General features: G+C 64.8%; 24 protein-coding genes. 15 read left to right on the top strand and 9 right to left on the bottom strand.

Features of this window, described 5'->3' with window-relative positions:
* Positions 1–13: 13 nt before the first annotated feature.
* The 5 genes from BMI88_RS12020 to BMI88_RS12000 are packed head-to-tail and all read left to right on the top strand — an operon-like array spanning position 14 to position 5844.
* Positions 14–466, top strand: coding sequence for a formate dehydrogenase subunit gamma (locus tag BMI88_RS12020; RefSeq protein ID WP_078549060.1), 453 nt, complete (start codon positions 14–16; stop codon positions 464–466).
* Positions 463–1986 (top strand): formate dehydrogenase beta subunit, encoded by a 1524-nt coding sequence (locus BMI88_RS12015; protein WP_078549058.1) that lies wholly within the window; start codon positions 463–465, stop codon positions 1984–1986. Before BMI88_RS12020 ends, BMI88_RS12015 begins: the two co-directional genes overlap by 4 nt.
* A complete protein-coding gene (fdhF, locus tag BMI88_RS12010) occupies positions 1983–4868 on the top strand; it encodes a formate dehydrogenase subunit alpha (RefSeq protein ID WP_078549056.1) in 2886 nt (961 codons plus the stop codon). The genes BMI88_RS12015 and fdhF overlap by 4 nt, the downstream gene beginning before the upstream one ends.
* Positions 4865–5635: a formate dehydrogenase accessory sulfurtransferase FdhD gene (gene fdhD / locus BMI88_RS12005; protein ID WP_078549054.1), complete on the top strand. Its 771-nt coding sequence runs from the start codon at positions 4865–4867 to the stop codon at positions 5633–5635. Before fdhF ends, fdhD begins: the two co-directional genes overlap by 4 nt.
* Positions 5632–5844: a formate dehydrogenase subunit delta gene (locus BMI88_RS12000; protein ID WP_078549052.1), complete on the top strand. Its 213-nt coding sequence runs from the start codon at positions 5632–5634 to the stop codon at positions 5842–5844. Before fdhD ends, BMI88_RS12000 begins: the two co-directional genes overlap by 4 nt.
* On the opposite strand, the gene BMI88_RS11995 is transcribed toward BMI88_RS12000, so the two are convergent.
* From BMI88_RS11995 to ubiA, 4 genes are all read right to left on the bottom strand, one after another.
* The gene (locus BMI88_RS11995) at positions 5832–7307 is read right to left on the bottom strand and encodes a glycosyltransferase family 39 protein (protein ID WP_078549050.1); all 1476 of its coding nucleotides are present in this window, start codon (positions 7305–7307) and stop codon (positions 5832–5834) included. The two genes, BMI88_RS12000 and BMI88_RS11995, sit on opposite strands and share 13 nt — an antisense overlap.
* Before the next feature lie 196 nt (positions 7308–7503).
* A complete protein-coding gene (locus BMI88_RS11990; protein ID WP_078522484.1) occupies positions 7504–7830 on the bottom strand; it encodes a hypothetical protein in 327 nt (108 codons plus the stop codon).
* Positions 7831–7841: 11 nt separating this feature from the next.
* On the bottom strand, positions 7842–9911 hold the full coding sequence (locus BMI88_RS11985) for an OmpA family protein (RefSeq protein WP_078549048.1): 2070 nt from the start codon (positions 9909–9911) through the stop codon (positions 7842–7844).
* A 78-nt stretch (positions 9912–9989) separates the two neighbouring features.
* Positions 9990–10994 carry a 4-hydroxybenzoate octaprenyltransferase gene (gene ubiA / locus BMI88_RS11980; RefSeq protein ID WP_078549046.1) on the bottom strand — a complete coding sequence of 335 codons (1005 nt, stop codon included), beginning with the start codon at positions 10992–10994 and terminating at the stop codon, positions 9990–9992.
* 12 nt (positions 10995–11006) lie between these two features.
* Between ubiA and BMI88_RS11975 the strand changes: the two genes are divergently transcribed.
* Genes BMI88_RS11975 through BMI88_RS11965 form a run of 3 tightly spaced genes read left to right on the top strand, consistent with a single transcriptional unit; the run spans position 11007 to position 13705 of the window.
* A complete protein-coding gene (locus tag BMI88_RS11975) occupies positions 11007–11732 on the top strand; it encodes a 16S rRNA (uracil(1498)-N(3))-methyltransferase (protein WP_078549044.1) in 726 nt (241 codons plus the stop codon).
* The gene (locus BMI88_RS11970) at positions 11729–12283 is read left to right on the top strand and encodes a hypothetical protein (RefSeq protein ID WP_078522488.1); all 555 of its coding nucleotides are present in this window, start codon (positions 11729–11731) and stop codon (positions 12281–12283) included. Before BMI88_RS11975 ends, BMI88_RS11970 begins: the two co-directional genes overlap by 4 nt.
* Positions 12284–12334: 51 nt before the next feature.
* Positions 12335–13705 (top strand): glutamate--cysteine ligase, encoded by a 1371-nt coding sequence (locus BMI88_RS11965; protein WP_078522489.1) that lies wholly within the window; start codon positions 12335–12337, stop codon positions 13703–13705.
* A 43-nt stretch (positions 13706–13748) separates the two neighbouring features.
* On the opposite strand, the gene BMI88_RS11960 is transcribed toward BMI88_RS11965, so the two are convergent.
* Positions 13749–14438, bottom strand: a complete 690-nt coding sequence (locus tag BMI88_RS11960) for an NAD-dependent deacylase (RefSeq protein WP_078549042.1) — start codon at positions 14436–14438, stop codon at positions 13749–13751.
* A 29-nt stretch (positions 14439–14467) separates the two neighbouring features.
* Between BMI88_RS11960 and BMI88_RS11955 the strand changes: the two genes are divergently transcribed.
* A complete protein-coding gene (locus BMI88_RS11955; RefSeq protein WP_078542237.1) occupies positions 14468–14938 on the top strand; it encodes a low molecular weight protein-tyrosine-phosphatase in 471 nt (156 codons plus the stop codon).
* 23 nt (positions 14939–14961) lie between these two features.
* On the opposite strand, the gene BMI88_RS11950 is transcribed toward BMI88_RS11955, so the two are convergent.
* Entirely contained in the window at positions 14962–15270 is a 309-nt protein-coding gene (locus BMI88_RS11950) for a hypothetical protein (RefSeq protein ID WP_078522492.1), read from the bottom strand.
* A 203-nt stretch (positions 15271–15473) separates the two neighbouring features.
* Positions 15474–15665 carry a heavy metal-associated domain-containing protein gene (locus BMI88_RS11945; RefSeq protein ID WP_075773932.1) on the bottom strand — a complete coding sequence of 64 codons (192 nt, stop codon included), beginning with the start codon at positions 15663–15665 and terminating at the stop codon, positions 15474–15476.
* 119 nt (positions 15666–15784) lie between these two features.
* Between BMI88_RS11945 and lepA the strand changes: the two genes are divergently transcribed.
* On the top strand, positions 15785–17584 hold the full coding sequence (gene lepA / locus BMI88_RS11940; RefSeq protein WP_078522493.1) for a translation elongation factor 4: 1800 nt from the start codon (positions 15785–15787) through the stop codon (positions 17582–17584).
* A 4-nt stretch (positions 17585–17588) separates the two neighbouring features.
* Here the strand turns inward: lepA and BMI88_RS11935 are convergent, their stop codons facing one another.
* Positions 17589–17981 carry a hypothetical protein gene (locus BMI88_RS11935; protein WP_146673558.1) on the bottom strand — a complete coding sequence of 131 codons (393 nt, stop codon included), beginning with the start codon at positions 17979–17981 and terminating at the stop codon, positions 17589–17591.
* A 292-nt stretch (positions 17982–18273) separates the two neighbouring features.
* Between BMI88_RS11935 and BMI88_RS11930 the strand changes: the two genes are divergently transcribed.
* Positions 18274–18753, top strand: a complete 480-nt coding sequence (locus BMI88_RS11930) for a pyridoxamine 5'-phosphate oxidase family protein (RefSeq protein ID WP_078549037.1) — start codon at positions 18274–18276, stop codon at positions 18751–18753.
* 91 nt (positions 18754–18844) lie between these two features.
* Here BMI88_RS11930 and BMI88_RS19595 read toward each other — a convergent pair whose 3' ends face one another.
* Positions 18845–18982, bottom strand: coding sequence for an entericidin A/B family lipoprotein (locus BMI88_RS19595; RefSeq protein WP_108722389.1), 138 nt, complete (start codon positions 18980–18982; stop codon positions 18845–18847).
* A 115-nt stretch (positions 18983–19097) separates the two neighbouring features.
* On the opposite strand from BMI88_RS19595, the gene BMI88_RS11925 reads away from it, so the two are divergent.
* The 4 genes from BMI88_RS11925 to BMI88_RS11910 all read left to right on the top strand — a co-directional run bounded on the left by BMI88_RS11925 (position 19098) and on the right by BMI88_RS11910 (position 20662).
* On the top strand, positions 19098–19310 hold the full coding sequence (locus tag BMI88_RS11925) for a hypothetical protein (RefSeq protein WP_078549035.1): 213 nt from the start codon (positions 19098–19100) through the stop codon (positions 19308–19310).
* A 129-nt stretch (positions 19311–19439) separates the two neighbouring features.
* Positions 19440–19757, top strand: coding sequence for a hypothetical protein (locus BMI88_RS11920; RefSeq protein ID WP_078549033.1), 318 nt, complete (start codon positions 19440–19442; stop codon positions 19755–19757).
* Positions 19758–19869: 112 nt separating this feature from the next.
* Positions 19870–20052 carry a hypothetical protein gene (locus BMI88_RS11915; RefSeq protein ID WP_078522498.1) on the top strand — a complete coding sequence of 61 codons (183 nt, stop codon included), beginning with the start codon at positions 19870–19872 and terminating at the stop codon, positions 20050–20052.
* Between the two features lie 118 nt (positions 20053–20170).
* Positions 20171–20662, top strand: a complete 492-nt coding sequence (locus tag BMI88_RS11910; protein ID WP_078549031.1) for a cytochrome b/b6 domain-containing protein — start codon at positions 20171–20173, stop codon at positions 20660–20662.
* Positions 20663–20665 lie beyond the last annotated feature (3 nt).

The following is a 20665-nucleotide window of genomic DNA, read 5'->3' as shown; positions in this document are numbered from 1 at the left end:
CGGGAGGATGGATATGACCGAAGACGACAGGCTCGCCGCGATTCTGGCGGATCATGCGGGGCGCGAAGGTGCGCTGCTGCCCATTCTTCACGATGTGCAGGCCGCTTACGACTGCGTGCCCGCCGATTGCTACCAGCCGATCGCCAATGCTTTGCGGCTGAGCCGGGCCGAGGTGGCGGGCGTCGTCTCCTTCTATCACGACTTCCGCGATGCGCCCGCGGGCAAGCATGTGATCAAGCTGTGCCGAGCCGAGGCCTGCCAGTCGATGGGCGGGACCGAGATGATCGCGCGGCTGGAGCGGGCGCTGGGAATGAAAGTCGGGGAAACGAAGGGCGATGTGACCCTTGAGGCGGTCTATTGCCTCGGGCTGTGTGCCTGCGCGCCCGCCGCGATGGTGGGCGATCAACTGGTCGGGCGGGCGACGCCCGAGCGGATCGAGGCTCTGGTTGCGGAGGTCTCGGCATGAAGATCTGGGTTCCCTGCGATGCCGCCGCCTTAGCCTGTGGGGCCGATGAGGTCGCTGCCGCGATCGCGTCGGCGGCCGGGCTGCGTGGCGAGAACGTCGAGATCATCCGCAACGGCACGCGCGGGATGATCTGGCTGGAGCCTCTGGTCGAGATCGAACGCGACGGCGTGCGCCACGGTTTCGGCCCGATGGCGCCCGAGGATGTGCCGGCGCTGTTCGAGGACGGCGATCACCCGAAGGCGCTCGGCCCGGTCGAGGAGATCCCCTTCTTCGCAAAACAGACCCGTCTGACCTTCGCGCGTTGCGGGCGCACCGATCCGCTCTCGCTGGCCGATTACGAGGCGGATGAGGGCTGGCAGGGTCTCAAACGCGCGCTGGAACTGGGCGGCGCGCAGACCATCGAAGAGGTCACCACCTCTGGCCTGCGCGGTCGCGGCGGTGCGGGCTTCCCGACGGGTATCAAGTGGAAGACCGTCGCCGGGGCCGAGGCGCCGCAAAAATACATCGTCTGCAACGCGGATGAGGGCGATAGCGGCTCTTTCGCGGACCGAATGCTGATGGAAGGCGACCCCTATTGCCTGATCGAGGGCATGGCGATTGCCGGTCTCGCGGTGGGCGCGACCAAGGGCTTCATCTATGTGCGCTCGGAATATCCGCACGCGATCCGCACGCTGAACGCGGCAATCAAGGCGGCGCGCACGGGTGGGATCATCGGCGACAGCCTGATGGGGCAGGGACCGGCCTTCGATCTCGAAGTCCGCGTCGGCGCGGGCGCCTATATCTGCGGCGAGGAAACGTCGCTCCTGAATTCGCTCGAAGGCAAGCGCGGGATGGTTCGCGCCAAGCCGCCGCTGCCCGCGCTGGAAGGCGCGTTCGGCAGGCCCACGGTCGTGAACAACGTGCTTTCGCTGGCCGCCGTGCCGTGGATTCTGGTCCACGGTGGCGCAGCCTATGCGGAGTTCGGGCTGGGCCGCTCGCGCGGGACGATCCCGATCCAGATCGCGGGCAATGTCAAACATGGCGGGCTGTTCGAGACCGGCTTCGGGATGAGCCTCGGCACGCTGGTCAATGAGATCGGCGGCGGCACGGCTTCGGGGCGTCCGTTCAAGGCGGTGCAGGTCGGCGGGCCGCTGGGCGCCTATCACGGGCAGGACGATTTCGACCTGCCAGTCTGCTACGAGGCCTTTGCCGATCAGGGCGGGCTGGTGGGCCATGCCGGCTTCGTGGTGCATGACGACAGCGCCGACATGCTCGCGCTCGCCCGCTACGCGATGGAGTTCTGCGCCATCGAGAGCTGCGGGAAATGCACGCCCTGCCGGATCGGCGCGGTGCGTGGCATGGAGACGCTCGACCGAGTGGCGGCGGGTGACCCGGCGGCGATCGAGCTGCTGCACGAGCTTTGCGAAGTGATGGAGAAGGGCTCGCTCTGCGCGATGGGGGGCTTCACGCCTTACCCGGTGCGCTCGGCGATCCGGCTTTTCCCGCAAGAATTCTCGCTCTCACAGGAGGCTGCGGAATGAAGGATTTCATCATCCCCGACGGAGTGCACGGGCCGAAACTCTCCGATATGGGCACGCCTGAAAAATCGGGCCCGCCTGTGACGCTGGTGATCGATGGCATGGATGTGAGCGTGCCCGAGGGCACCTCCGTGATGCGCGCCGCCGCCGAGGCCGGGATCACCGTGCCGAAGCTGTGTGCGACCGATATGCTGGATGCCTACGGCTCGTGCCGCCTGTGCGTGGTCGAGATCGAAGGGATGCGCGGCACGCCCGCGTCCTGCACGACCCCGGTGCGCGAGGGCATGGTCGTGAAGACCCAGACCGATCAGCTTGCGCGGCTGCGGCGCGGGGTGATGGAGCTCTATATCTCCGATCACCCGCTGGATTGCCTGACCTGCGCGGCGAATGGCGATTGCGAATTGCAAGACATGGCAGGGGCCGTGGGCCTGCGCGACGTGCGCTATGCGCCGGGCCAGAACCATGTCGAGACGCGCGCGGCGGAGGGGGCCAATCCGCTTTACATCCCGCGCGACGATTCCAATCCGTATTTCTTCTACGACCCGTCGAAATGCATCGTCTGCATGCGCTGCGTGCGCGCCTGCGAAGAGGTGCAGGGCACTTTCGCGCTGACCGTGGACGGGCGCGGCTTCGATGCCCGCATCTCCACCGGGACGGAGGATTTCCTGAACTCGGATTGCGTCAGCTGCGGCGCCTGCGTGCAGGCCTGCCCGACCGCGACCCTGCAGGAGAAGACCGTCGACGAGATCGGCGTGCCGGAGCATTCGGTGGTCACGACCTGCGCCTATTGCGGCGTGGGTTGCTCCTTCGAGGCGCAGATGCGTGGCGACCAGCTGGTGCGCATGGTGCCGTGGAAAGAGGGCAAGGCGAACCGCGGCCATAGCTGCGTGAAGGGCCGCTTCGCCTGGGGCTATGCGAACCACGGCGACCGCATCCTCAACCCGATGATCCGCGACAGCATCACCGATGCGTGGCGCGAAGTGTCGTGGGAAGAGGCGCTGGACTTCGCGGCAAAGGGTATCAAGGCGGCGCAGGCCAAACACGGCAAGGATTCCGTCGGTGTCATCACCTCCTCGCGCTGCACGAACGAGGAAACCTTCCTCGTGCAGAAACTCGCCCGCGCGGTGATGGGGACGAATAACACCGACACCTGTGCCCGCGTCTGCCATTCGCCGACCGGCTACGGGCTGAAGCAGACTTTTGGGACCTCGGCTGGCACGCAGGATTTCGACTCTGTGGAGCAGGTGGATTGCGCCGTCGTGATCGGGGCGAACCCGACCGACGGGCACCCGGTCTTCGGCTCGCGGCTGCGCAAGCGGCTGCGGCAGGGGGCGAAGCTGATCGTGGTCGACCCGCGCCGGATCGACCTGCTGGAGACCCCGCATATGGGCGAGGGGCATCACCTGCCGCTGCGTCCGGGCACCAATGTCGCGGTGCTGACCGCGATGGCCCATGTGATCGTGACGGAAGGGCTGTTCGACGAGGCCTTCATCCGCGAGCGCTGCGATTGGGACGAGTGGTCGGATTATGCCGAATTCGCCGCCGATCCGGCCCACTCGCCAGAAGCCGTCGAAGAGCTGACAGGTGTCGCGCCCGAGGCGCTGCGCCAAGCCGCGCGTACCTATGCCGCCGCGCCGAACGGGGCGATCTATTACGGGCTGGGCGTGACCGAGCATTCGCAGGGCTCGACCACCGTGATCGCGATCGCCAACCTCGCGATGATGACTGGCAATATCGGGCGTCCCGGCGTGGGTGTGAACCCGCTGCGGGGGCAGAACAACGTGCAGGGCTCCTGTGATATGGGCTCCTTCCCGCACGAACTGCCGGGCTACCGCCATGTCTCGGACGATACCGCGCGCCACGGGTTCGAGGTGGAATGGGGCGTCACGCTCGACCCCGAGCCGGGGCTGCGCATCCCGAACATGCTCGACGCGGCCGTCGCGGGGGATTTCAAGGCGATCTACATTCAGGGCGAGGATATCCTGCAATCCGATCCCGATACCCATCACGTGGCCGCTGGCCTCGCCGCGATGGAGTGTGTGATCGTGCATGACCTGTTCCTGAACGAGACCGCGCGCTACGCCCATGTCTTCCTGCCGGGCTCGACCTTCCTCGAGAAGGATGGGACCTTCACCAATGCCGAGCGCCGGATCAATCCGGTGCGCAAGGTGATGGCACCAAAGGCCGGGCTGGCCGATTGGGAGGCGACGCAGGCGCTGGCCAATGCGCTGGGCGCGGGGTGGAGCTATACCCACCCGTCCGAGATCATGGACGAGATCGCGCGTACGACGCCGGCCTTCGCGGGCGTCACCTACGATCTGATCGACCAGATGGGTTCGGTGCAGTGGCCCTGTGATGACACGCACCCGCAAGGCTCGCCGGTGATGCATGAGGATGGCTTCGTGCGTGGCTCGGGGCGTTTCATCCGCACCGCCTATGTCGCGACCGAGGAACACACCGGACCGCGCTTCCCGCTGCTGCTGACGACGGGGCGCATCCTGTCGCAATATAACGTGGGCGCGCAGACGCGGCGAACCGAGAACTCCGTCTGGCATGCCGAGGACCGGCTGGAAATCCATCCGCATGACGCCGAGACTCGCGGTATCCGCGACGGCGATTGGGTGCGTCTGGCGAGCCGGGCGGGCGAGACGAGCCTGCGCGCGACGATCACGGATCGGGTCTCTCCCGGCGTCGTCTACACGACCTTCCACCACCCCGACACGCAGGCCAACGTGGTCACCACCGACAATTCCGACTGGGCGACGAACTGCCCGGAATACAAGGTGACGGCGGTGCAGGTGGGGCTGTCGAACGGGCCCTCGGACTGGCAGGAGCTTTACACGGCACAGACCAAGCTGACACGCCGCGTCGAGGCGGCTGAATGACGGCAACCGATTGGGACATGCCCAGCGGCGCGGTGCAGCGGCTCGCCGAGGAAGTGCCGGTGGCGCTGTCCTTTGACGGGGTGACGCAGGCGGTGATGATGGCAAGCCCCGCCGATCTGGAGGATTTCGCACTGGGCTTTGCGCTCTCCGAAGGGCTGATCGCGGACGCGTCCGAGATCACCCGGCAGGAGGTGGAAGTGACCGAGGCCGGGATCGAGGCGCGCAACTGGCTGGCCGCGCCTGCGGGCGCGCGCTTTGCCGAACGCCGCCGCGCCACGATGGGGCCGGTGGGCTGCGGGCTCTGCGGGATCGAGCAGTTGGAAGAGGCGCGGCGCAAGCTTCCGCCGGTCGCACCGCCGCGATTCACCATGTCGCCGGAGCAGGCTTCGGAGGCGCTCGAGACCCTGCGCGACCACCAGCCGCTGCAGGACGAGACCCGCGCCGCCCATGCGTCGAGCTTCTGGCAGCCGGGCAAGGGGATCGTGCTGACGCGCGAAGATGTCGGGCGGCACAACGCGCTCGACAAGTTGATCGGGGCGCTGATCCGGCAGGGGATCGACCCCGCAGGCGGCGCGCTGGTGATGACCTCGCGGCTCTCGGTCGACCTGATCCAGAAGGTCGTGACGCTACGTATCCCGGTGATCGTCGGCCCCTCCGCCCCGACCGCGCTTGCGGTGAGTGAGGCACGGGACGCGGGCCTTACCGTTATCGCGCGCGCAGGCCGGGGCCTCGCGCTTTACACCGCGCCGCAGGAGGCCACCGCATGAAGCCTGAGAAACTCGCCGGGATGGCCAATCAGATCGCGCAGTTCTTCGAGAGCCAGCCCGGGGATCAGGCGCATGCCGTGGCCGATCACATCAATGCCAACTGGGCGCCCACGATGCGCGACACGTTCCTCGCGGCGGCAGACAAGCTGGAGCTGCATCCGCTGGTGAAAGCGGCCCTGCCGGAGATCCGCGCCCCTCAGCGAGGCTGATCGCCGGGCTTCACGACCGGTGCGAAGGAGAGGGTGAAGTTTTTCCCATCCGCGAAGGGGTAGGGGGCCGCGAGCTGCTGCACCTCTCCGGTCGTCCAGTCGGGATGGTCCGGGTAAGTCGAGCGCAGAAGGCCCGCGCCGGTTGCTGCATTCGTGCCGTCCCAGATCACGAAGGCCGGGCCATCGGGCAGAGGTTTTGCAAAGTCCGAACTGGCATTCAGAACCGTCATCCGGGGCGCACGGTAGAGGATATTCGCGCCTTCCCATTGCGGCGCGATCAGGGTCGCATCCGCGCCAACGGCGGCCACCAGCTGCGGCACCAGCGTCTCGAAGGGGGCGGCATTGCGGCTCTTGCCCTGGAAGAAATGGATCGGCAGCGCGATCATCACCAGCACGAGCAGCACCGCATAGACCTGCTGCAGCCGCCGCAACCCGGTCGCACTGAGCCGGGGCAGGAGCCAAAGGCCAAGCGCGGGGCCCGCGAGGAACAGCAGCGGTTGCAGCCAGCGATCCTTGATCTGCCCCGCTCCGACCGCGAGCGCACCGATCAGCAGCAGTACAAGCCCGATCACCATCACGCGCAGCATCATCCGCAACAGCCGTTGCGGAGCTTCGGGTTTTCTCTCCCGGTAGCGCCAGTATAGCAGCCCGCCGACCAGCAGCGGCAAAGCGAGGAAATTCAGAACACCCTGACCGGTTGCAAGAACCGGACCGATAAACCGCGCCCCCAGCGAGACGTCTTCGGCGGCGTCGAATTTCTTCGCCGAGGCGAAGGCGATCTCGGGATGGTTCAGGATCCAGACATAGGGCGGCAGCGCAATCGCGGCGGCGATCAGCAGCGACAGAAACAGGCGGCGGTCACGGAAGGACGCGCGGAACTCGGGAAGGCCGATCAGTGCGAGGGTCGTCGAGATCGGCAGCAGCACAAAGTTGTATTTCGACAGCAGCCCCATGCCCAGCACCAGCCCGAGCGTCACGAAGCCCGCAAGGCTGGGACGGCGGGCAATCCACCAGATCGTGGCAAAGCACAGCGCCGCCGAGAAGGTCGCGAGGACGGAATGTGTCAGGGCGCGCTGGCTTTCCCAAGCGATTTGCGGCAGCAGCACGAGGCCCAGCGTCGCGACCCATGCCCGGCGCGGATCGAGCCGCGTACGCATCAGCCCGTAGCAGGTCAGGACGGTACCGCAGAGCAGGGTGTTTTTCAGAACCGCGAGGCCGAACATCGTCGGCCCGGTCACCATGAAGACCAGATGCTGCAGCCACGCGAAAAGCGGCAATTGCGGCCCGTAACCCCACTCAAAGCTGCGCGCATCGAAGATCATCTGCGCATCGTCGAGCCCGAGCGCGCCGCCCAAGGCGGTGCGGTAGAAGGTTTGGAAGACGAAATAGGCGACGATGCTCAGGGGCCAGATCGCATCGGGTATGGCGCGGCCCGCAGCGCGGGGCATCGGGTCGGCGCTCATGCGGGCGTGCCTGTGGGGACGCGCATCACGGGAAGGGTCTGGAGCATGGCGCACCTATTGGCTGGCGGGGCTGCCGCGCATGGCGGACAGAGAGGGCGATACCACTTTCGACAGGCGGGCCAAAGCGCGAGATGTCCGAGTTTCGCCGGGCGTGGCCACGATGCCGCGCCCTCGGTGAGCGCGGGGCTGCGACGGCTCAGGCCTCTTTCGAGCGCTCGATATAGGCGCGCAGCTCCTCGGCCTCGTGGCGGGCGTCGCGCAGACCATCCATCGCCGCGCGCAGTTCCGCCTCGGTCTGGCTGAGCTGATTGGCCAGTTCCGCCTCGCGCTGCTCGACATAGACGAGCGCCTGATCGCGGGTCTCCTCGGCTTCATGCAACGCCTGCGCCATCTGCTCCAGTTCGCCCATATCGGCCTGGCTCACGCGGGTGAGGCGGTGGATCAACCAGCTCGCGAACCAGCCGAGAGCGAAAGCCACGAAAAGGATGATCGCTGTGGCGATGATGAATTCGGTTCTGTTCATTTGACGTCCCTTCAGCCCTTCGACAGGTCCTCCGGCCGGGATTGCGGGCGCGGCGTTTCATCGCCGGGCGTCTCGACCGGAATTTCTTCTTCTTGCGGGGTGTTTTCCCCCGGTTCAGCGGCGGTGTCCCCATCGCCGTTTTCGCTTTGCGCGCCGTCTTCGGTGGCGGGCGCACCGTCGTCGGTCACTGCGCCGTTCCAATGCGGCTCGCCGTCTTCTGCTGCGCCCGTCGCATCTGCTGTGGCATCAGGCAGCGCGTCGTCGCCCACCGGTGCCTCATCCAGCAGGACGAATTCGATCCGACGGTTCTTCTCGCGGCCTGCCTCGGTGTCGTTCGAGGCGATCGGCTGCGCTTCGCCGTAGCCTTTCGCTTCGAGATTTCCGATCAGCACGCCACGGTCCAGGAGCCCGCGGATCACCGCCTGCGCACGCTGCTGCGAGAGCTGCAGGTTCATTTCCTCGCGGCCCTGATTGTCGGTGTAGCCGGCGACTTCCATCTTGAAGTCCGTGCAGTTCTTCATCGATTTCGCCAAAGCGTCGAGCGCGTCCAGGCTTTCCGAGGCGACCTGCGCCGAGCCCGGATCGAAATCGACCTTCTTCTTCTGCAGCGTCTCATTGAGGCGCGCGACGCATTCCTTGCCGGTCGGCAGGGCCAGCTGCTCATCGAGGCGCTTGTCGTATTTCACGCTCAGGTCGATCTGCGCGTCTTCGCCGAGCTGGCTCGTCAGGATGCGCGAGATCGTGTCGGAGGCCTGCGGATCGCCCGAGATGCCGTTGACCGAGATGCCGTCGCGGGTGACCGTGACCTTGCCGTCATGGAGCACCGACAGCGCGTCGAGCGCGGCCAGCGTGCGCACCGGCCAACCGGCGGGAAGCTCCTTGTCGACGCGGGTCGCGCCGTGGACATTGTCATGGCCGAGCTTGGCGCGGGCGTAGCTTTCGATGGTCTGACGTTCGCGCGCGTCGGTCACGCGGCCCTTGAGCTCGACATGGCCGCCGCCGTCGCGGGTCGCGGTGAAGCTGGCCTCGGCGGCTTTCGCATCGGGGGCCGGTTCGCGCTTGGCCTTGAGCGAGAACACTCCGGGCAGGTTCGATTCCAGTTCGCCCACGACATCGTCGAACTTCTGCTGATCGACGGTCGAGGGGGCATCGAGTGCGATATCGGCATCGGAGAATGTCACTGAACCCGCGCCGAGATCGCCGACCGCCTTGATCGCCATCTGCGCGGCCTTGGACCAATCAGGCGACGGGGTGCCCATGCCGATGGTGCAGGTCAGCGTGCCTTTCGCGCCTGTCGCGCGGGCGGCGGTCAGGATGCGGTCGCGTGCGCGCTCGTTATCGGCGGAGCAGGCGTCGAAATGCGGGCCTTCCTCCTCGTCGATGAGGAAGCGCAGGGTGAAGGGGGTGATCACGGGGCGCGGCGCGGAGATGTCGAAGCTGAGCTTGAGATCGGTCGGGCGGCGGCGTGCGAGCGACGTCTCCACCCGGCCTTTCTCGGAGGGGCTGTCGGTGATCGCCTGAACCGAGACCTTGCCGGCGGTGACGGACACTTTCGAGCGCGGCAGCGTCTCGATCGTGGTCATCGCGAACTGCATCGCCTGGTCCCAGCCGCCGGGCACCGGGTAATCGGCGCTCTCCAGCATGTCGGTAACGCCATCCTCGCCCGCGACTTTCGAGAGTTTCTCGACGATCGCATCGCGGTCGACCGAAGAGGGCACCAGCCCGATCAGCGAGATGCCGTTCTCGTTGCGCAGCATTTCCAGCGAGAAGGCGGGGGGCGTGATCGGCTTGGTGATCTGCGTGTCGGTATTGTCGACGACCCGCGAGCTATCGACGTATTTGTCGACCTCCGAGACGGCGCGGAAGCGCTCGGCCTCGGTCGGGGCGGTGCCGGAGAGGAGGACTTGCAGCCCGTCGGTATGGATCCGCATCCAGCCGTAGCCTTGCGCCTCCATCGCGACGCGTACTTCTTGTTTCGTGGATTTCTCGACAACGGTCGCAGCGCCGCCCGCAATGACTGCGGACACGACGAGTGCGAGGACAAAGGCGGCGATCGTCAACAAGGTGGCGCGGCTGCGCATCGGTCTCAGGCCCTCCCCCGGGGAATCTTTATCCCGTTTCCTTAAGGCGCAGGGGCGCGGGGATCAATCGAAACGCCGTTACACGATTGCGCCAACGGCGAGAAACAGCGCAGCGATGAGGCCCGTGTCGCGGTTCGCGCGGAACAGTTTCAGGCAGGTGTCCGGCTCGTCGATATCGAGCTGGCGCATCTGCCAGAGCATGTGCCACCCCATCGCCCAGGGCGCGAGCAGCGAGATCGCGAGGCGCAGCGGCGGCGCGCCGGGCAGCAGCGCACCCATCACCGCGATGGTCATCAGCGCAACAGAAGTCATCAGGAAGCCGCCGAGCCATTTCGCGCTATCGTCCCCAAAGAGCCGCGCGGTGGATTTCACCCCGATGAGCGCATCGTCTTCCTTGTCCTGATGCGCATAGATTGTGTCGTAGAACAGCGTCCAGGCCATGCCCGCGAAATAGAGTACGACGGGCGGCCAGCTGAGGCTGCCGGTATGCGCGACCCACAAAAGCAGCGCGCCCCAGTTGAAGGCGATGCCGAGGAAAATCTGAGGCCACCAGGTGAAGCGCTTGGCGAAGGGATAGATCGCGACCGGACCGAGCGACACGATCCCGAGGATGATTGCGGGCACGTTGAAGGTCAGCAGGATCGCGAAGGAGATCAGCGACTGGATCACCGCCCAGGCCAGCGCCTGTTTCGTCGTGACCTGCCCCGAGGGGATCGGCCGCGAGCGGGTGCGCGCCACGCCTGCGTCGATGTCGCGGTCGGTGATGTCGTTCCATGTGCAGCCCGCGCCGCGCATCAGGAAGGCCCCGATGGAAGCGCCGATGGCAAGCCACAGGTCCCACCAGATGAAGCCGCCCGTCGAGGATGCCGCCAGCGCGATCGACCAGTAGCAGGGCAAGAGCAGCAGCCACGTCCCGATCGGACGGTCGGCGCGGCTCAGCCGCAGGTAGGGCCGCGTCCATGCCGGGGCCAGCCGGTCGACCCAGTTGCCGCGATAGGCATCCGCGACCGTGCCGTTTGCATCATTCGGGGGCTCGCCCGTGCTCGCGTTTGCCGCCTCTGGCGTTTCGGTTTTTCCGCTCATACAGTCCGCCTCATGGAACGTGCCAAGATCAGGCTCTGTGTAGAGCACCCGCTGGGCGCGGGGCAAGCCGTGCCTCTGACTCAGGACGAAGCGCATTACCTCTTTGCGGTGATGCGGCTGGCCGTGGGCGCCCGTGTCGCTCTGTTCAACGGGCGCGATGGCGAGTGGACGGCTGAGGTCGTCGAGGCCCACAAGAAGCGCGGCATTCTGGCCTGTATCGAGCAGGCCGCGCCGCAGCTCGCGCCGCCCGATCTCTGGCTGATCTTCGCGCCGATCAAGAAAGAGCGCACCGATTTCATCGTCGAAAAGGCGACCGAGCTGGGCTGCGCCAAGGTGTTGCCGGTGCAGACCGAGTTCACCAATTCCGCGCGCATCCGGCAGGACCGCTTGCAGGCCCATGCCAAGGAAGCGGCGGAGCAATGTCTGGGCACCTATGTCCCCCCGGTCGAGGATTTGCAGGGGCTCAAGAAGCTGCTGGATGACTGGGATCCGAGCCGTCGTATTCTCTGGGCCGACGAGGCTCTGGTTGGCCCCGCAGAGACGCTCGCGGGGCTGCAGCCCGGCCCTTGGGCGATCCTGATCGGGCCCGAAGGCGGGTTCTCGGAGGCCGAGCGCGAGAGGCTCCGCAGCCTCGAATTCGTAACTCCGGTCAGCCTCGGCCCGCGCATCCTGCGCGCCGATACCGCGGTCTGCGCGGCGATCACCTTGTGGCAATCGGCGCTGGGAGACTGGCGGTGATCCGTCCCGAGGTCGCAGACGGGTTCAAGCGCTGGAGCGAGGTGATCGCGGCTGGCGTCGTGGTGGCGTTCGGTGCGTGGCTGATCTGGCTCGGTGGATTGATCCTTATGCCGCTGGGACTGGTCGCGGTCGCGCTCGGGCTTGGCTGGGCGCTGATCGGCTGGCGTCGGCTGCGCTTCGCGCGTGAAACAAATGCGCCGGGTCTGGTCGAGATCGACGAGGGCCGTATCTCCTATTTCGCAGCCAGCCGGGCGCGCGCCATCGCGGGGCCGGGCAGCAATGTCTCGGCGCTCGGGATGGGCGGCGAATTGCCCCTGCGCGAACTGGCGGAAATCCGACTGCTGACGCTGCAGGGCCAACAATACTGGCGGCTGCGCAGCCTCTCGGGCGAGGCGCTTCTGATCCCGCTCGACGCGGCGGGGGCGGATGCGCTCTACGATGCCTTCGCGAGCCTGCCGGGGATCGATATGGGGAAGATCTCTGCCGCGCTTGACCAAAAGACTGCCGCACAGAGCCTCTGGACCCGCAAACAGGTTTCACGCTTGACTTGAGCTAACCCCCGCGCCACCTGTGGCGCTCCATAAAGCGACGCGAGAAAAGACATGTCCATTCCGCAGCAGGGCGGTGGCCCGATCGAGCGCTTCGAGCAACTGGCCGAATATCTGGCCGAAGGTGAGAAGCCGCGCGACGACTGGCGCATCGGCACCGAGCATGAAAAATTCGGCTATTGCGCGGACAAGCAGTTGCCGCTGCCCTATGACGGCCCGCGGTCGATCAAGGCGATGCTGGAAGGTCTGCGCGACCGCTTCGGCTGGAAGCCGGTGGAAGAGCAGGGCAAGATCATCGGGCTGGAACTGAACGGCGCGAATGTCAGCCTCGAGCCGGGCGGTCAGCTGGAACTGTCGGGCGCGCCGCTCGAGACGATCCACCAGACCTGCGACGAGGTGAACGAACACCTGCGCGAAGTGCAGTCGGTCGCCGACGATATCGGTGTGAAGTTCATCGGTCTGGGCGCGGCCCCGATCTGGACGCAGGACCAGATGCACATGATGCCCAAGGGGCGCTACCGGCTGATGACCGATTACATGGGGCGCGTGGGCGAGCTGGGCACGCAGATGATGTATCGCACCTGCACCGTGCAGGTGAACCTCGACTTCGGTTCGGAAGCCGACATGGTGCAGAAGATGCGCGTGGCGCTGGCGCTGCAGCCGGTCGCGACGGCTCTCTTCGCCAATTCGCCCTTCCTCGACGGCAAACCCAACGGCATGAAGTCCTGGCGCAGCCATATCTGGCAGAACCTCGACGACGCGCGCACGGGCATGCTGCCCTTCATGTTCGAAGAGGGCGCGGGCTACGAGGCATACGTGAACTACGTCCTCGATGTGCCGATGTATTTCGTCTATCGCGACGGCAAATATATCGACGCTCTGGGCCAGTCCTTCCGCGACTTCCTGAAGGGCGAACTGCCCGCGCTGCCCGGCGAGAAGCCGACGCTGAGCGACTGGGCCGATCACCTGACGACCGTCTTCCCCGAGGCACGCGCGAAGAAATTCATCGAGATGCGCGGCGCCGATGGCGGGCCGTGGCGGCGTCTGTGCGCGCTGCCCGCACTGTGGGTCGGTCTGCTTTACGACCAGACCGCGCTGGATGCGGCATGGGATCTGGTGAAGGGCTTCGACCACGAGACCCGCGAAGGTCTGCGCCGCGCGGCGGCGGTCGATGCGCTGCAGGGCGAGTTCAACGGCGTGAAGCTGCATGACCTCGCACGCGAGACGGTGGCGATCGCGAAATCCGGTCTGGCGGCGCGGGCGAAGCCCGGCGCGGGCGGGATGATCCCCGACGAGACGCATTTCCTCAACGCGCTGGAAGAGAGCGTCGAGACGGGCCGCGTGCCTGCGGACGAGCTGCTGGAGAAATACCACGGCGAGTGGAATGGCGATCTGAGCAAGATCTACGCCGAATACAGCTACTGACGGGAGGGCAGGGCGGTCAGCCGCCCTGTCGTTCCTCTCACGGCTATCCCAGCCGCTCGCGCACCCATTGAGGGACCAGCACGCTCGCCGGGCCTTGGCGCGATGTGTCGAACATCGTGCTGCCCGCCGAGGGGTCGAGGTTCAGCTCCAGCGTCTCCACCCCGCACATCGCGGCGTCCTGCACGAAGCCTGCCGCCGGGTAGACGTTGCCGCTTGTGCCGATCGAGACGAACAGATCCGCCGCCTCCAGCTCGCGGATGATCCGATCCATCTGATAGGGCATCTCGTTGAACCAGACGATGTCGGGTCGCGTGGCTTTGCGTCCGCACTCGGGGCAGGTGTCGCGCGGCTGCATTGCCTCGGGCGCGGGCCAGCGATGGTCGCAGGCGTGGCACAGCGCGCCGAAGAGCGAGCCATGCATGTGGATCACGTTCTGAGAGCCGGCGCGCTCGTGCAGGTCATCGACATTCTGCGTCACCACCAGAACCTCGTGGCCCGGATCGGCCTCCAGCTCGGCCAGCGCGAGATGGGCGGGGTTCGGCTGGGCCGTCCGCGCTGCTGCCCGGCGCGCGTTGTAGAAGCGATGCACCAGCGCGGGGTCGCGCGCGAAGCCCTCGGGCGTTGCCACGTCCATGATGCGGTGTTCTTCCCACAGGCCGTCGCTTGCGCGAAACGTGCGGATGCCGCTTTCGGCAGAAATTCCCGCGCCCGTCAGAATCACGACCTTGGCCATCGCTGCGCCCTCCGTTATCACTTCACCCTATGCGTATCCTCTTTCTCTGCCTTGGCAACATCTGCCGCTCGCCCGCCGCCGAAGCGGTGACCCGTCACAAGGCCGCCGCAGCGGGGCTCGATATCGAGTTCGACAGTGCAGGCACCGGCACCTGGCATCTGGGCGAGCCGCCCTACGATCCTATGATCGCGGCGGCGGAAGCGCGCGGCTACGACATGCGCAGCCTGCGCGCACGGCAGATCCAGCCCGCCGATTACGACGGGTTCGATGTGATCCTCGCGATGGATGAGAATAACCTGCGCGATGCGCTCGACGGGGCGCCGCGCGAGATGCGCGCACAGGTGCAGATGTTCATCGACGGCCCGGAGGGTCCGCGCGATGTGCCCGATCCCTATTTCACCCGCAATTTCGATGGAGCCCTCGATCTGATCGAGGCGGGCGCGGATCAACTGATTGCCGACCTGCTGGCCGATGAGGAAGAAAAGCGGCGCGGGCAGTAGACCGCGCGCCGCCGATCAAGCGCTTACTTGCAGAAGCCTTCCGCCGTCGCGGCGAAATTCTTGTAGCGGTCCCAGAAGTCCGAATCCGACTGGCGGTCGGACATGCGCACTTCCTGCGCGCGGTCGGGATCGTGGAAGAAGCTGGCGGCGCGGCGCTGGTCGCGATGGCTCAGCGTCATATCCGCGACTTGCTGGATGCAGCCGCAGGTGCCGGGATTGCTGGCGCGGCCCGCTTTCTGACACGCGTTGTCGATCGGCCCGGCCGAAGCCATCGAAGCAAGCGCCATGGCGCCCGAGAATGCACAGAGTCCGAGTGTGGTCTTGAAAATCATCTACTGCCCCTTTGTCGTTGCGGCCGGCATGTGTTTGCCGATCCTGCCTGCTCATTTGTCCGCGATTCTAACTCAAATTCAAAAAGCGGGCAACAAAACAGGCAGGATTCCGCCGGTTCGGGGCAGGGGAGGGAACCCGTTTTCTAGCCGTCGCGTTGCGCACGCACGGGCCCACTAAATCTGGATGGCGTCCGCTCTCCAGATCACTCTTCGACCGGGGTGGCCTCGTAGCCTGCGCCTTTCAGGGCGCTGATCACGGTGGATTCGGGCAGCCCTTCCACCTCGACCTCGCGATCTTCCAGATAGACATCGGCCTTGCCGCCAACCTCTTCGATCGCAGCCTCGACCGAGGCTTTGCAGTGCCCGCAGGTCATGTTCGGAACGGAATAGATCATCTTGCGTCTCCCGTGTTTCGTGTCTCAGGGATATGTCGGACGCGACCGGGCCGAGGTCAATGGCAGATGGCGTTCAATCCCTCTTCCCGGCCCGCTTTTTCCCCTGTATACGCGCGCCCATGACTGATCTTGATCGCATCCGCAATTTCTCCATCGTGGCGCATATCGACCACGGTAAATCCACGCTTGCCGACCGGCTTATCCAGCTGACCGGTACCGTGGCCGAACGCGATATGAAGGACCAACTCCTCGACGCGATGGATATCGAGCGAGAGCGCGGCATCACGATCAAGGCCAACTCGGTGCGGATCGACTATCCCGCCAAGGATGGCAAAACCTATGTGCTGAACCTGATCGACACCCCTGGTCACGTGGACTTCGCCTATGAAGTCTCGCGCTCGATGCAGGCGGTCGAAGGCTCGCTGCTGGTCGTCGATGCCTCGCAGGGCGTCGAGGCGCAGACGCTCGCCAACGTCTATCAGGCGATCGACGCGGATCACGAAATCGTTCCGGTCCTGAACAAGATCGACCTGCCCGCGGCAGAGCCCGAGCGCGTGAAGGAGCAGATCGAGGACGTGATCGGGATCGACGCCTCGGACGCCGTCGAGATTTCCGCGAAGACCGGTCTGGGTATCCCGGACGTTCTGGAAGCCATCGTGCAGCGTCTACCCGCCCCGCAGGGCGACCGCGACGCGCCGCTCAAAGCGATGCTCGTGGATTCGTGGTATGACCCCTATCTGGGGGTCGTCGTTCTGATCCGCGTCATGGATGGCGTGATCAAGAAGGGCGACCAGATCAAGATGATGAAGACGGGGGCGACCTACAAGCTCGACCGTCTCGCCGTTCTGAAACCCGCGATGGTCAATATCGACGAGCTGGGCCCCGGTGAGATCGGCGTCTTCACCGCTTCGATCAAGCAGGTGCGCGATACCAAGGTCGGCGACACGATCACCCATGAGAAAAAGCCCTGCGCCAAGGCGCTGCCGGGCTTCAAACCCTCGATCCCGGTGGTGTTCTGCGGTCTCTTCCCGGTCGATGCGAACGATTTCGAGGCGCTGCGCGACGCGATCGAGAAACTGCAGCTGAACGATGCGAGCTTCTCGGCGGAGATGGAAACCTCGGCGGCGCTCGGCTTCGGCTTCCGCTGCGGCTTCCTCGGGCTGTTGCACCTCGAAGTGGTGCGCGACCGTCTGGAGCGGGAATACGATCTCGACCTGATCACCACCGCGCCCTCGGTCGTGTTCAAGATCCACATGAAGGATGGGGAGGTGATCGAGCTTCACAACCCCGCCGACATGCCCGATCTGACCTATGTCGATCATATCGAGGAGCCGCGCATCAAGGCGACGATCCTCGTGCCGGACGAATATCTCGGCGATGTGCTCAAGCTTTGTCAGGACCGCCGCGGCATCCAGCAGGACCTGACCTATGTCGGTGGCCGCGCGATGGTGGTCTATGACCTGCCGCTCGCCGAGGTCGTGTTCGATTTCTACGACCGCCTGAAATCGGTCACCAAGGGCTATGCCAGCTTCGACTACCAGATCACCGAATATCGCGAGGATTACCTCGTGAAGATGTCGATTCTGGTCAATGACGAGCCGGTCGACGCGCTCTCGATCATGGTCCACCGCGACCGCGCCGAAGCCCGCGGCCGCGCGATGTGCGAAAAGCTGAAAGACCTGATCCCGCGTCACATGTTCAAGATCCCGATCCAGGCCGCCATCGGTGGCCGCGTGATCGCGCGCGAGACCCTGTCGGCGATGCGCAAGGACGTGACCGCGAAATGCTACGGCGGCGACGCGAGCCGGAAGAAGAAGCTGCTGGAAAAGCAGAAAGCCGGTAAAAAGAAGATGCGCCAGTTCGGGAAAGTCGAAATCCCGCAAAGCGCGTTTATCGCGGCGCTGAAGATGGATGAGTGAAAAACTATTTTTGTTCGGCCGGAACCGCGCCTAATTGCGCCAACGCGCCCCAGAGGGATCGAAGAATTCGATCTGCATCATCGATGACTTCGCTCACCAGTTCTTTGGTGATGTGAGTCTCATCGATCGCTCTTCGATTTGGCGTGACTGATTTGTCGACGTGCCAGTAATTTACGCGCAGTTTCCCGGTCGGCTCCCAGAAGAATGCGCCGTGGGCGGCGATGTGGCGATTACCTATGTAAGTCTCCATCCAATCGACAAGGTCGTGGATGGTTTCCGCTTCAATGGCTTTCGGATGTGTCGTCCGACTGGCTGCATTGCGTAGCGCGTTAAATAGTGTCTTGGGTTTGCTTTTTCGAAGTTCGCTGTGGCGCAGAACCCATTCGGTACTGTTCATCTCAAGCTCTTCAAGTTCGCAGATGAGAGCGCAGACGATTAGTTCGATGTGCGCGCAGGTCTGCAAGTATACGCCCAAATCGAGAAGAAAATTTGGGCCCAATTGTTCTTGTACGAATGGTTTTTGGTGATTGGGCAAAGCTCTAGGTCTCAGAAATATGAACGTGTTGGCAAATGGCTCAGAAACTTGCACATATTCTATAGAGCTTAGCCGCCCCACCGAAGGTTGCAACGTCGGAACCCTCCTCCCACCCCCACGTTCTCCTCCCAGACCTATTTCAGGAGGAAACGATATGACCGACCAAGCCAAGATCGAGAAAGATTTCTGGGATGCGCTCGACTCGGATCGCACCGTGATGCTGGCGCGCGCGGGCGTCGAGACGGCAGCGCCGCGCCCGATGACCGCGATCGTCGAGGAAAAGCCCGGTCCTGTGTGGTTCTTCACCGCGCGCGACACGGAATTGATGGAAGGGCTGGCCCCCGGGGCAGGGGCGATGTTCACCTTCTCGGACAAGGGCCACAAGGTTTTCGCGACCGTCACGGGGCGTCTGACCGAGACTACCGACCCGCAGACCGTGGAGCGGCTTTGGACCCCCTTCATCGGCGCCTGGTATGAGGGCAAGGACGACCCCAAACTGGTGCTGCTGCGCTTCGATCCGGATCAGGCCGAGATCTGGGACAGCGGCAACGCGCTGGTCGCGGGCGCGAAGATCCTGCTGTCGTCGGACCCGGGCGAGTCGATGAAGGACCGTGTCGCTCATGTGAATTACTGAGCCGGGCGCGTCCCTGACGTCAGAGGCAAGAAAAAGGCCCCGGAAAACTCCGGGGCCTTTGACTTTTTCGTGTGGCTGTCAGGCTTGAAATTTAGCGCGCCTGACGCGCTTCGCCCGCGATCGTATTGCCTGCAACGGACAGGTCCTGGCCTGCGCCTTGCACGGTGTTGCAGGCCGCGAGGCCCAGAAGGATCACGGTCATTGCCGCCATTTGAACCGATTTCGTCATCTCTTTCGCTCTCCTATTAAGCCATCACCGGCCAACGTACGAAAAAATTTACGGTTCCGTGGAACTGGAGGCAAGGAGCGGCGTTTTGCCCTCGAACACATAAGGGAGAGCCCGAATGAAGAAGCCTCTGCGCTTATTCCTCGCCGCCCTCTCGGCCCTCGTCGTGACCGGGGTCGTGGTGATCGCAGCTCTGACTTTCGGCTTTGTCGGATGGCAGGAATTCGCGTTCGCCGTGATCGTCGGGATTGTCTTAGGAATTCCCGCAGGTCTTTGGACCGAGCGGCGCATAAAAAGGAATGACCCGTTCTGGCCGCCCCGCCAGGCATGATCCCTGTCAGAACGGTCTTGCGGCCCCTGCTTTGTCCCTCGCGGGGGCCGCACACTCCGCCCGAGCTGGTTAACTTCTTGTTAATTAAGCTCTGAAAGGCTCCGGGTTGTCCCTCCCCGGAGCCTTTCAATGTCTAAAGCCCCGTTTTTCCTTATTCTTGGCCTTCTCGCGGGCTGCGCCTCCCCGGCGCCGCAGTTCTTCGGGGCATCGCGGCATACGGTCACGCTCGACGGCATCGAGTTCGTCGTCTTCCTCAAGGGAGACCGGGCGGAGGTGGTGCGCATGGGCTATCTACGCCGGGCAGAGCGGGGGCGCGTGCCGCCCCTGATGATCCGCGCGGCAGAGCAGGTTTCGGGCTGCAAGGTCGCGGGACCGGCGGGCGGGCTCTATCGATCACCCTCGCTGCCCGGCGATACGGGGGAGGCGCGCTTCCAGCTCGATTGCTGATGCGACGCCCTGCCGCAGCGGCGACCGCGCGGACTTGATGCGGATCAAGGTCACATCCGCGTGATCGGAGTCAGTCTGACCACCGAAATGCGCCGCTCAATGGAGATCAGACATGCGCCTCTTCGGTATCATCTACGCCCTCGTCGGACCGACCCTCGCGGGTATCCTCATCACTGCCGCGCTGACGATGAATATGTTCACCACCAACGCGATGATCGTCTCCGCGGTAATCGGGTTCCTCGTCGCCGTGCCCGTTGCATGGTATATCGCCAAAATGATCCGCGAAAACGCCTGACGGCGCGGGCGGCACAGGCGTCGGGAAAATCCCAACTTCGTGAAGGGCGGAACCTCTGCGCCTTCGCCGCGCTAGTCCGGCGAGGCGCGGCGGCGTTTCGTCAATTCAAAGAGGTAATATGTCCTACGCTCCCGGTTATTCGAAAACCCAGATTTGGCTCCACTGGGCCGTCGTCCTGCTGCTCATCGTCCAGTATCTGTTCAATGACGCGATGGGCCATACCTTCCACGATCTGATGGAGAGCGGATCGGCTGACGCCGGTGTCCTGACCTATGGCCACATCGTCTTGGGTGTCGCGGTGCTCGTGCTTGCGATCTGGCGCCTGATACTGCGCGCGAGCCATGGCGCGCCCGAGCCGCCGGAGAACGATCCCGCCATTTTCCGGCGCGGCGCGGCTGCAGTCCACTGGTTGCTCTACGCGCTGCTGTTCCTGATCCCGATTGCGGGCCTCGTGGCCTATTACGGGCAGCTGGGATGGGCGGCCGAGACGCACTCGATCCTGACGACCCTGTTGCTGTGGCTGGCCGGGCTGCATGTGGCGGCCGCGCTTTATCACCAATACGTCAAGCGCGATCACCTGATCCGGCGGATGATGAAGCCGGGCGCGTGAGCG

Origin of the sequence: Thioclava sp. F36-6 (genome assembly GCF_002020305.1) — a bacterium.
In the GTDB taxonomy this organism is placed as follows: domain Bacteria; phylum Pseudomonadota; class Alphaproteobacteria; order Rhodobacterales; family Rhodobacteraceae; genus Thioclava; species Thioclava sediminum.
Note: the sequence above shows the minus strand (reverse complement) of the source record. Positions and strands in the feature narration are given on the sequence as shown.

Bases quoted from the DNA above. Each gene is read 5' to 3' on its own strand.
- BMI88_RS12020 (WP_078549060.1), top strand. From the start codon at position 14: ATGACCGAAGACGACAGGCTCGCCGCGATTCTGGCGGATCATGCGGGG.
- BMI88_RS12015 (WP_078549058.1), top strand. From the start codon at position 463: ATGAAGATCTGGGTTCCCTGCGATGCCGCCGCCTTAGCCTGTGGGGCC.
- fdhF (WP_078549056.1), top strand. From the start codon at position 1,983: ATGAAGGATTTCATCATCCCCGACGGAGTGCACGGGCCGAAACTCTCC.
- fdhD (WP_078549054.1), top strand. From the start codon at position 4,865: ATGACGGCAACCGATTGGGACATGCCCAGCGGCGCGGTGCAGCGGCTC.
- BMI88_RS12000 (WP_078549052.1), top strand. From the start codon at position 5,632: ATGAAGCCTGAGAAACTCGCCGGGATGGCCAATCAGATCGCGCAGTTC.
- BMI88_RS11995 (WP_078549050.1), bottom strand. From the start codon at position 7,307: ATGAGCGCCGACCCGATGCCCCGCGCTGCGGGCCGCGCCATACCCGAT.
- BMI88_RS11990 (WP_078522484.1), bottom strand. From the start codon at position 7,830: ATGAACAGAACCGAATTCATCATCGCCACAGCGATCATCCTTTTCGTG.
- BMI88_RS11985 (WP_078549048.1), bottom strand. From the start codon at position 9,911: ATGCGCAGCCGCGCCACCTTGTTGACGATCGCCGCCTTTGTCCTCGCA.
- ubiA (WP_078549046.1), bottom strand. From the start codon at position 10,994: ATGAGCGGAAAAACCGAAACGCCAGAGGCGGCAAACGCGAGCACGGGC.
- BMI88_RS11975 (WP_078549044.1), top strand. From the start codon at position 11,007: ATGGAACGTGCCAAGATCAGGCTCTGTGTAGAGCACCCGCTGGGCGCG.
- BMI88_RS11965 (WP_078522489.1), top strand. From the start codon at position 12,335: ATGTCCATTCCGCAGCAGGGCGGTGGCCCGATCGAGCGCTTCGAGCAA.
- BMI88_RS11960 (WP_078549042.1), bottom strand. From the start codon at position 14,438: ATGGCCAAGGTCGTGATTCTGACGGGCGCGGGAATTTCTGCCGAAAGC.
- BMI88_RS11955 (WP_078542237.1), top strand. From the start codon at position 14,468: ATGCGTATCCTCTTTCTCTGCCTTGGCAACATCTGCCGCTCGCCCGCC.
- BMI88_RS11950 (WP_078522492.1), bottom strand. From the start codon at position 15,270: ATGATTTTCAAGACCACACTCGGACTCTGTGCATTCTCGGGCGCCATG.
- BMI88_RS11945 (WP_075773932.1), bottom strand. From the start codon at position 15,665: ATGATCTATTCCGTTCCGAACATGACCTGCGGGCACTGCAAAGCCTCG.
- lepA (WP_078522493.1), top strand. From the start codon at position 15,785: ATGACTGATCTTGATCGCATCCGCAATTTCTCCATCGTGGCGCATATC.
- BMI88_RS11935 (WP_146673558.1), bottom strand. From the start codon at position 17,981: ATGAACAGTACCGAATGGGTTCTGCGCCACAGCGAACTTCGAAAAAGC.
- BMI88_RS11930 (WP_078549037.1), top strand. From the start codon at position 18,274: ATGACCGACCAAGCCAAGATCGAGAAAGATTTCTGGGATGCGCTCGAC.
- BMI88_RS19595 (WP_108722389.1), bottom strand. From the start codon at position 18,982: ATGACGAAATCGGTTCAAATGGCGGCAATGACCGTGATCCTTCTGGGC.
- BMI88_RS11925 (WP_078549035.1), top strand. From the start codon at position 19,098: ATGAAGAAGCCTCTGCGCTTATTCCTCGCCGCCCTCTCGGCCCTCGTC.
- BMI88_RS11920 (WP_078549033.1), top strand. From the start codon at position 19,440: ATGTCTAAAGCCCCGTTTTTCCTTATTCTTGGCCTTCTCGCGGGCTGC.
- BMI88_RS11915 (WP_078522498.1), top strand. From the start codon at position 19,870: ATGCGCCTCTTCGGTATCATCTACGCCCTCGTCGGACCGACCCTCGCG.
- BMI88_RS11910 (WP_078549031.1), top strand. From the start codon at position 20,171: ATGTCCTACGCTCCCGGTTATTCGAAAACCCAGATTTGGCTCCACTGG.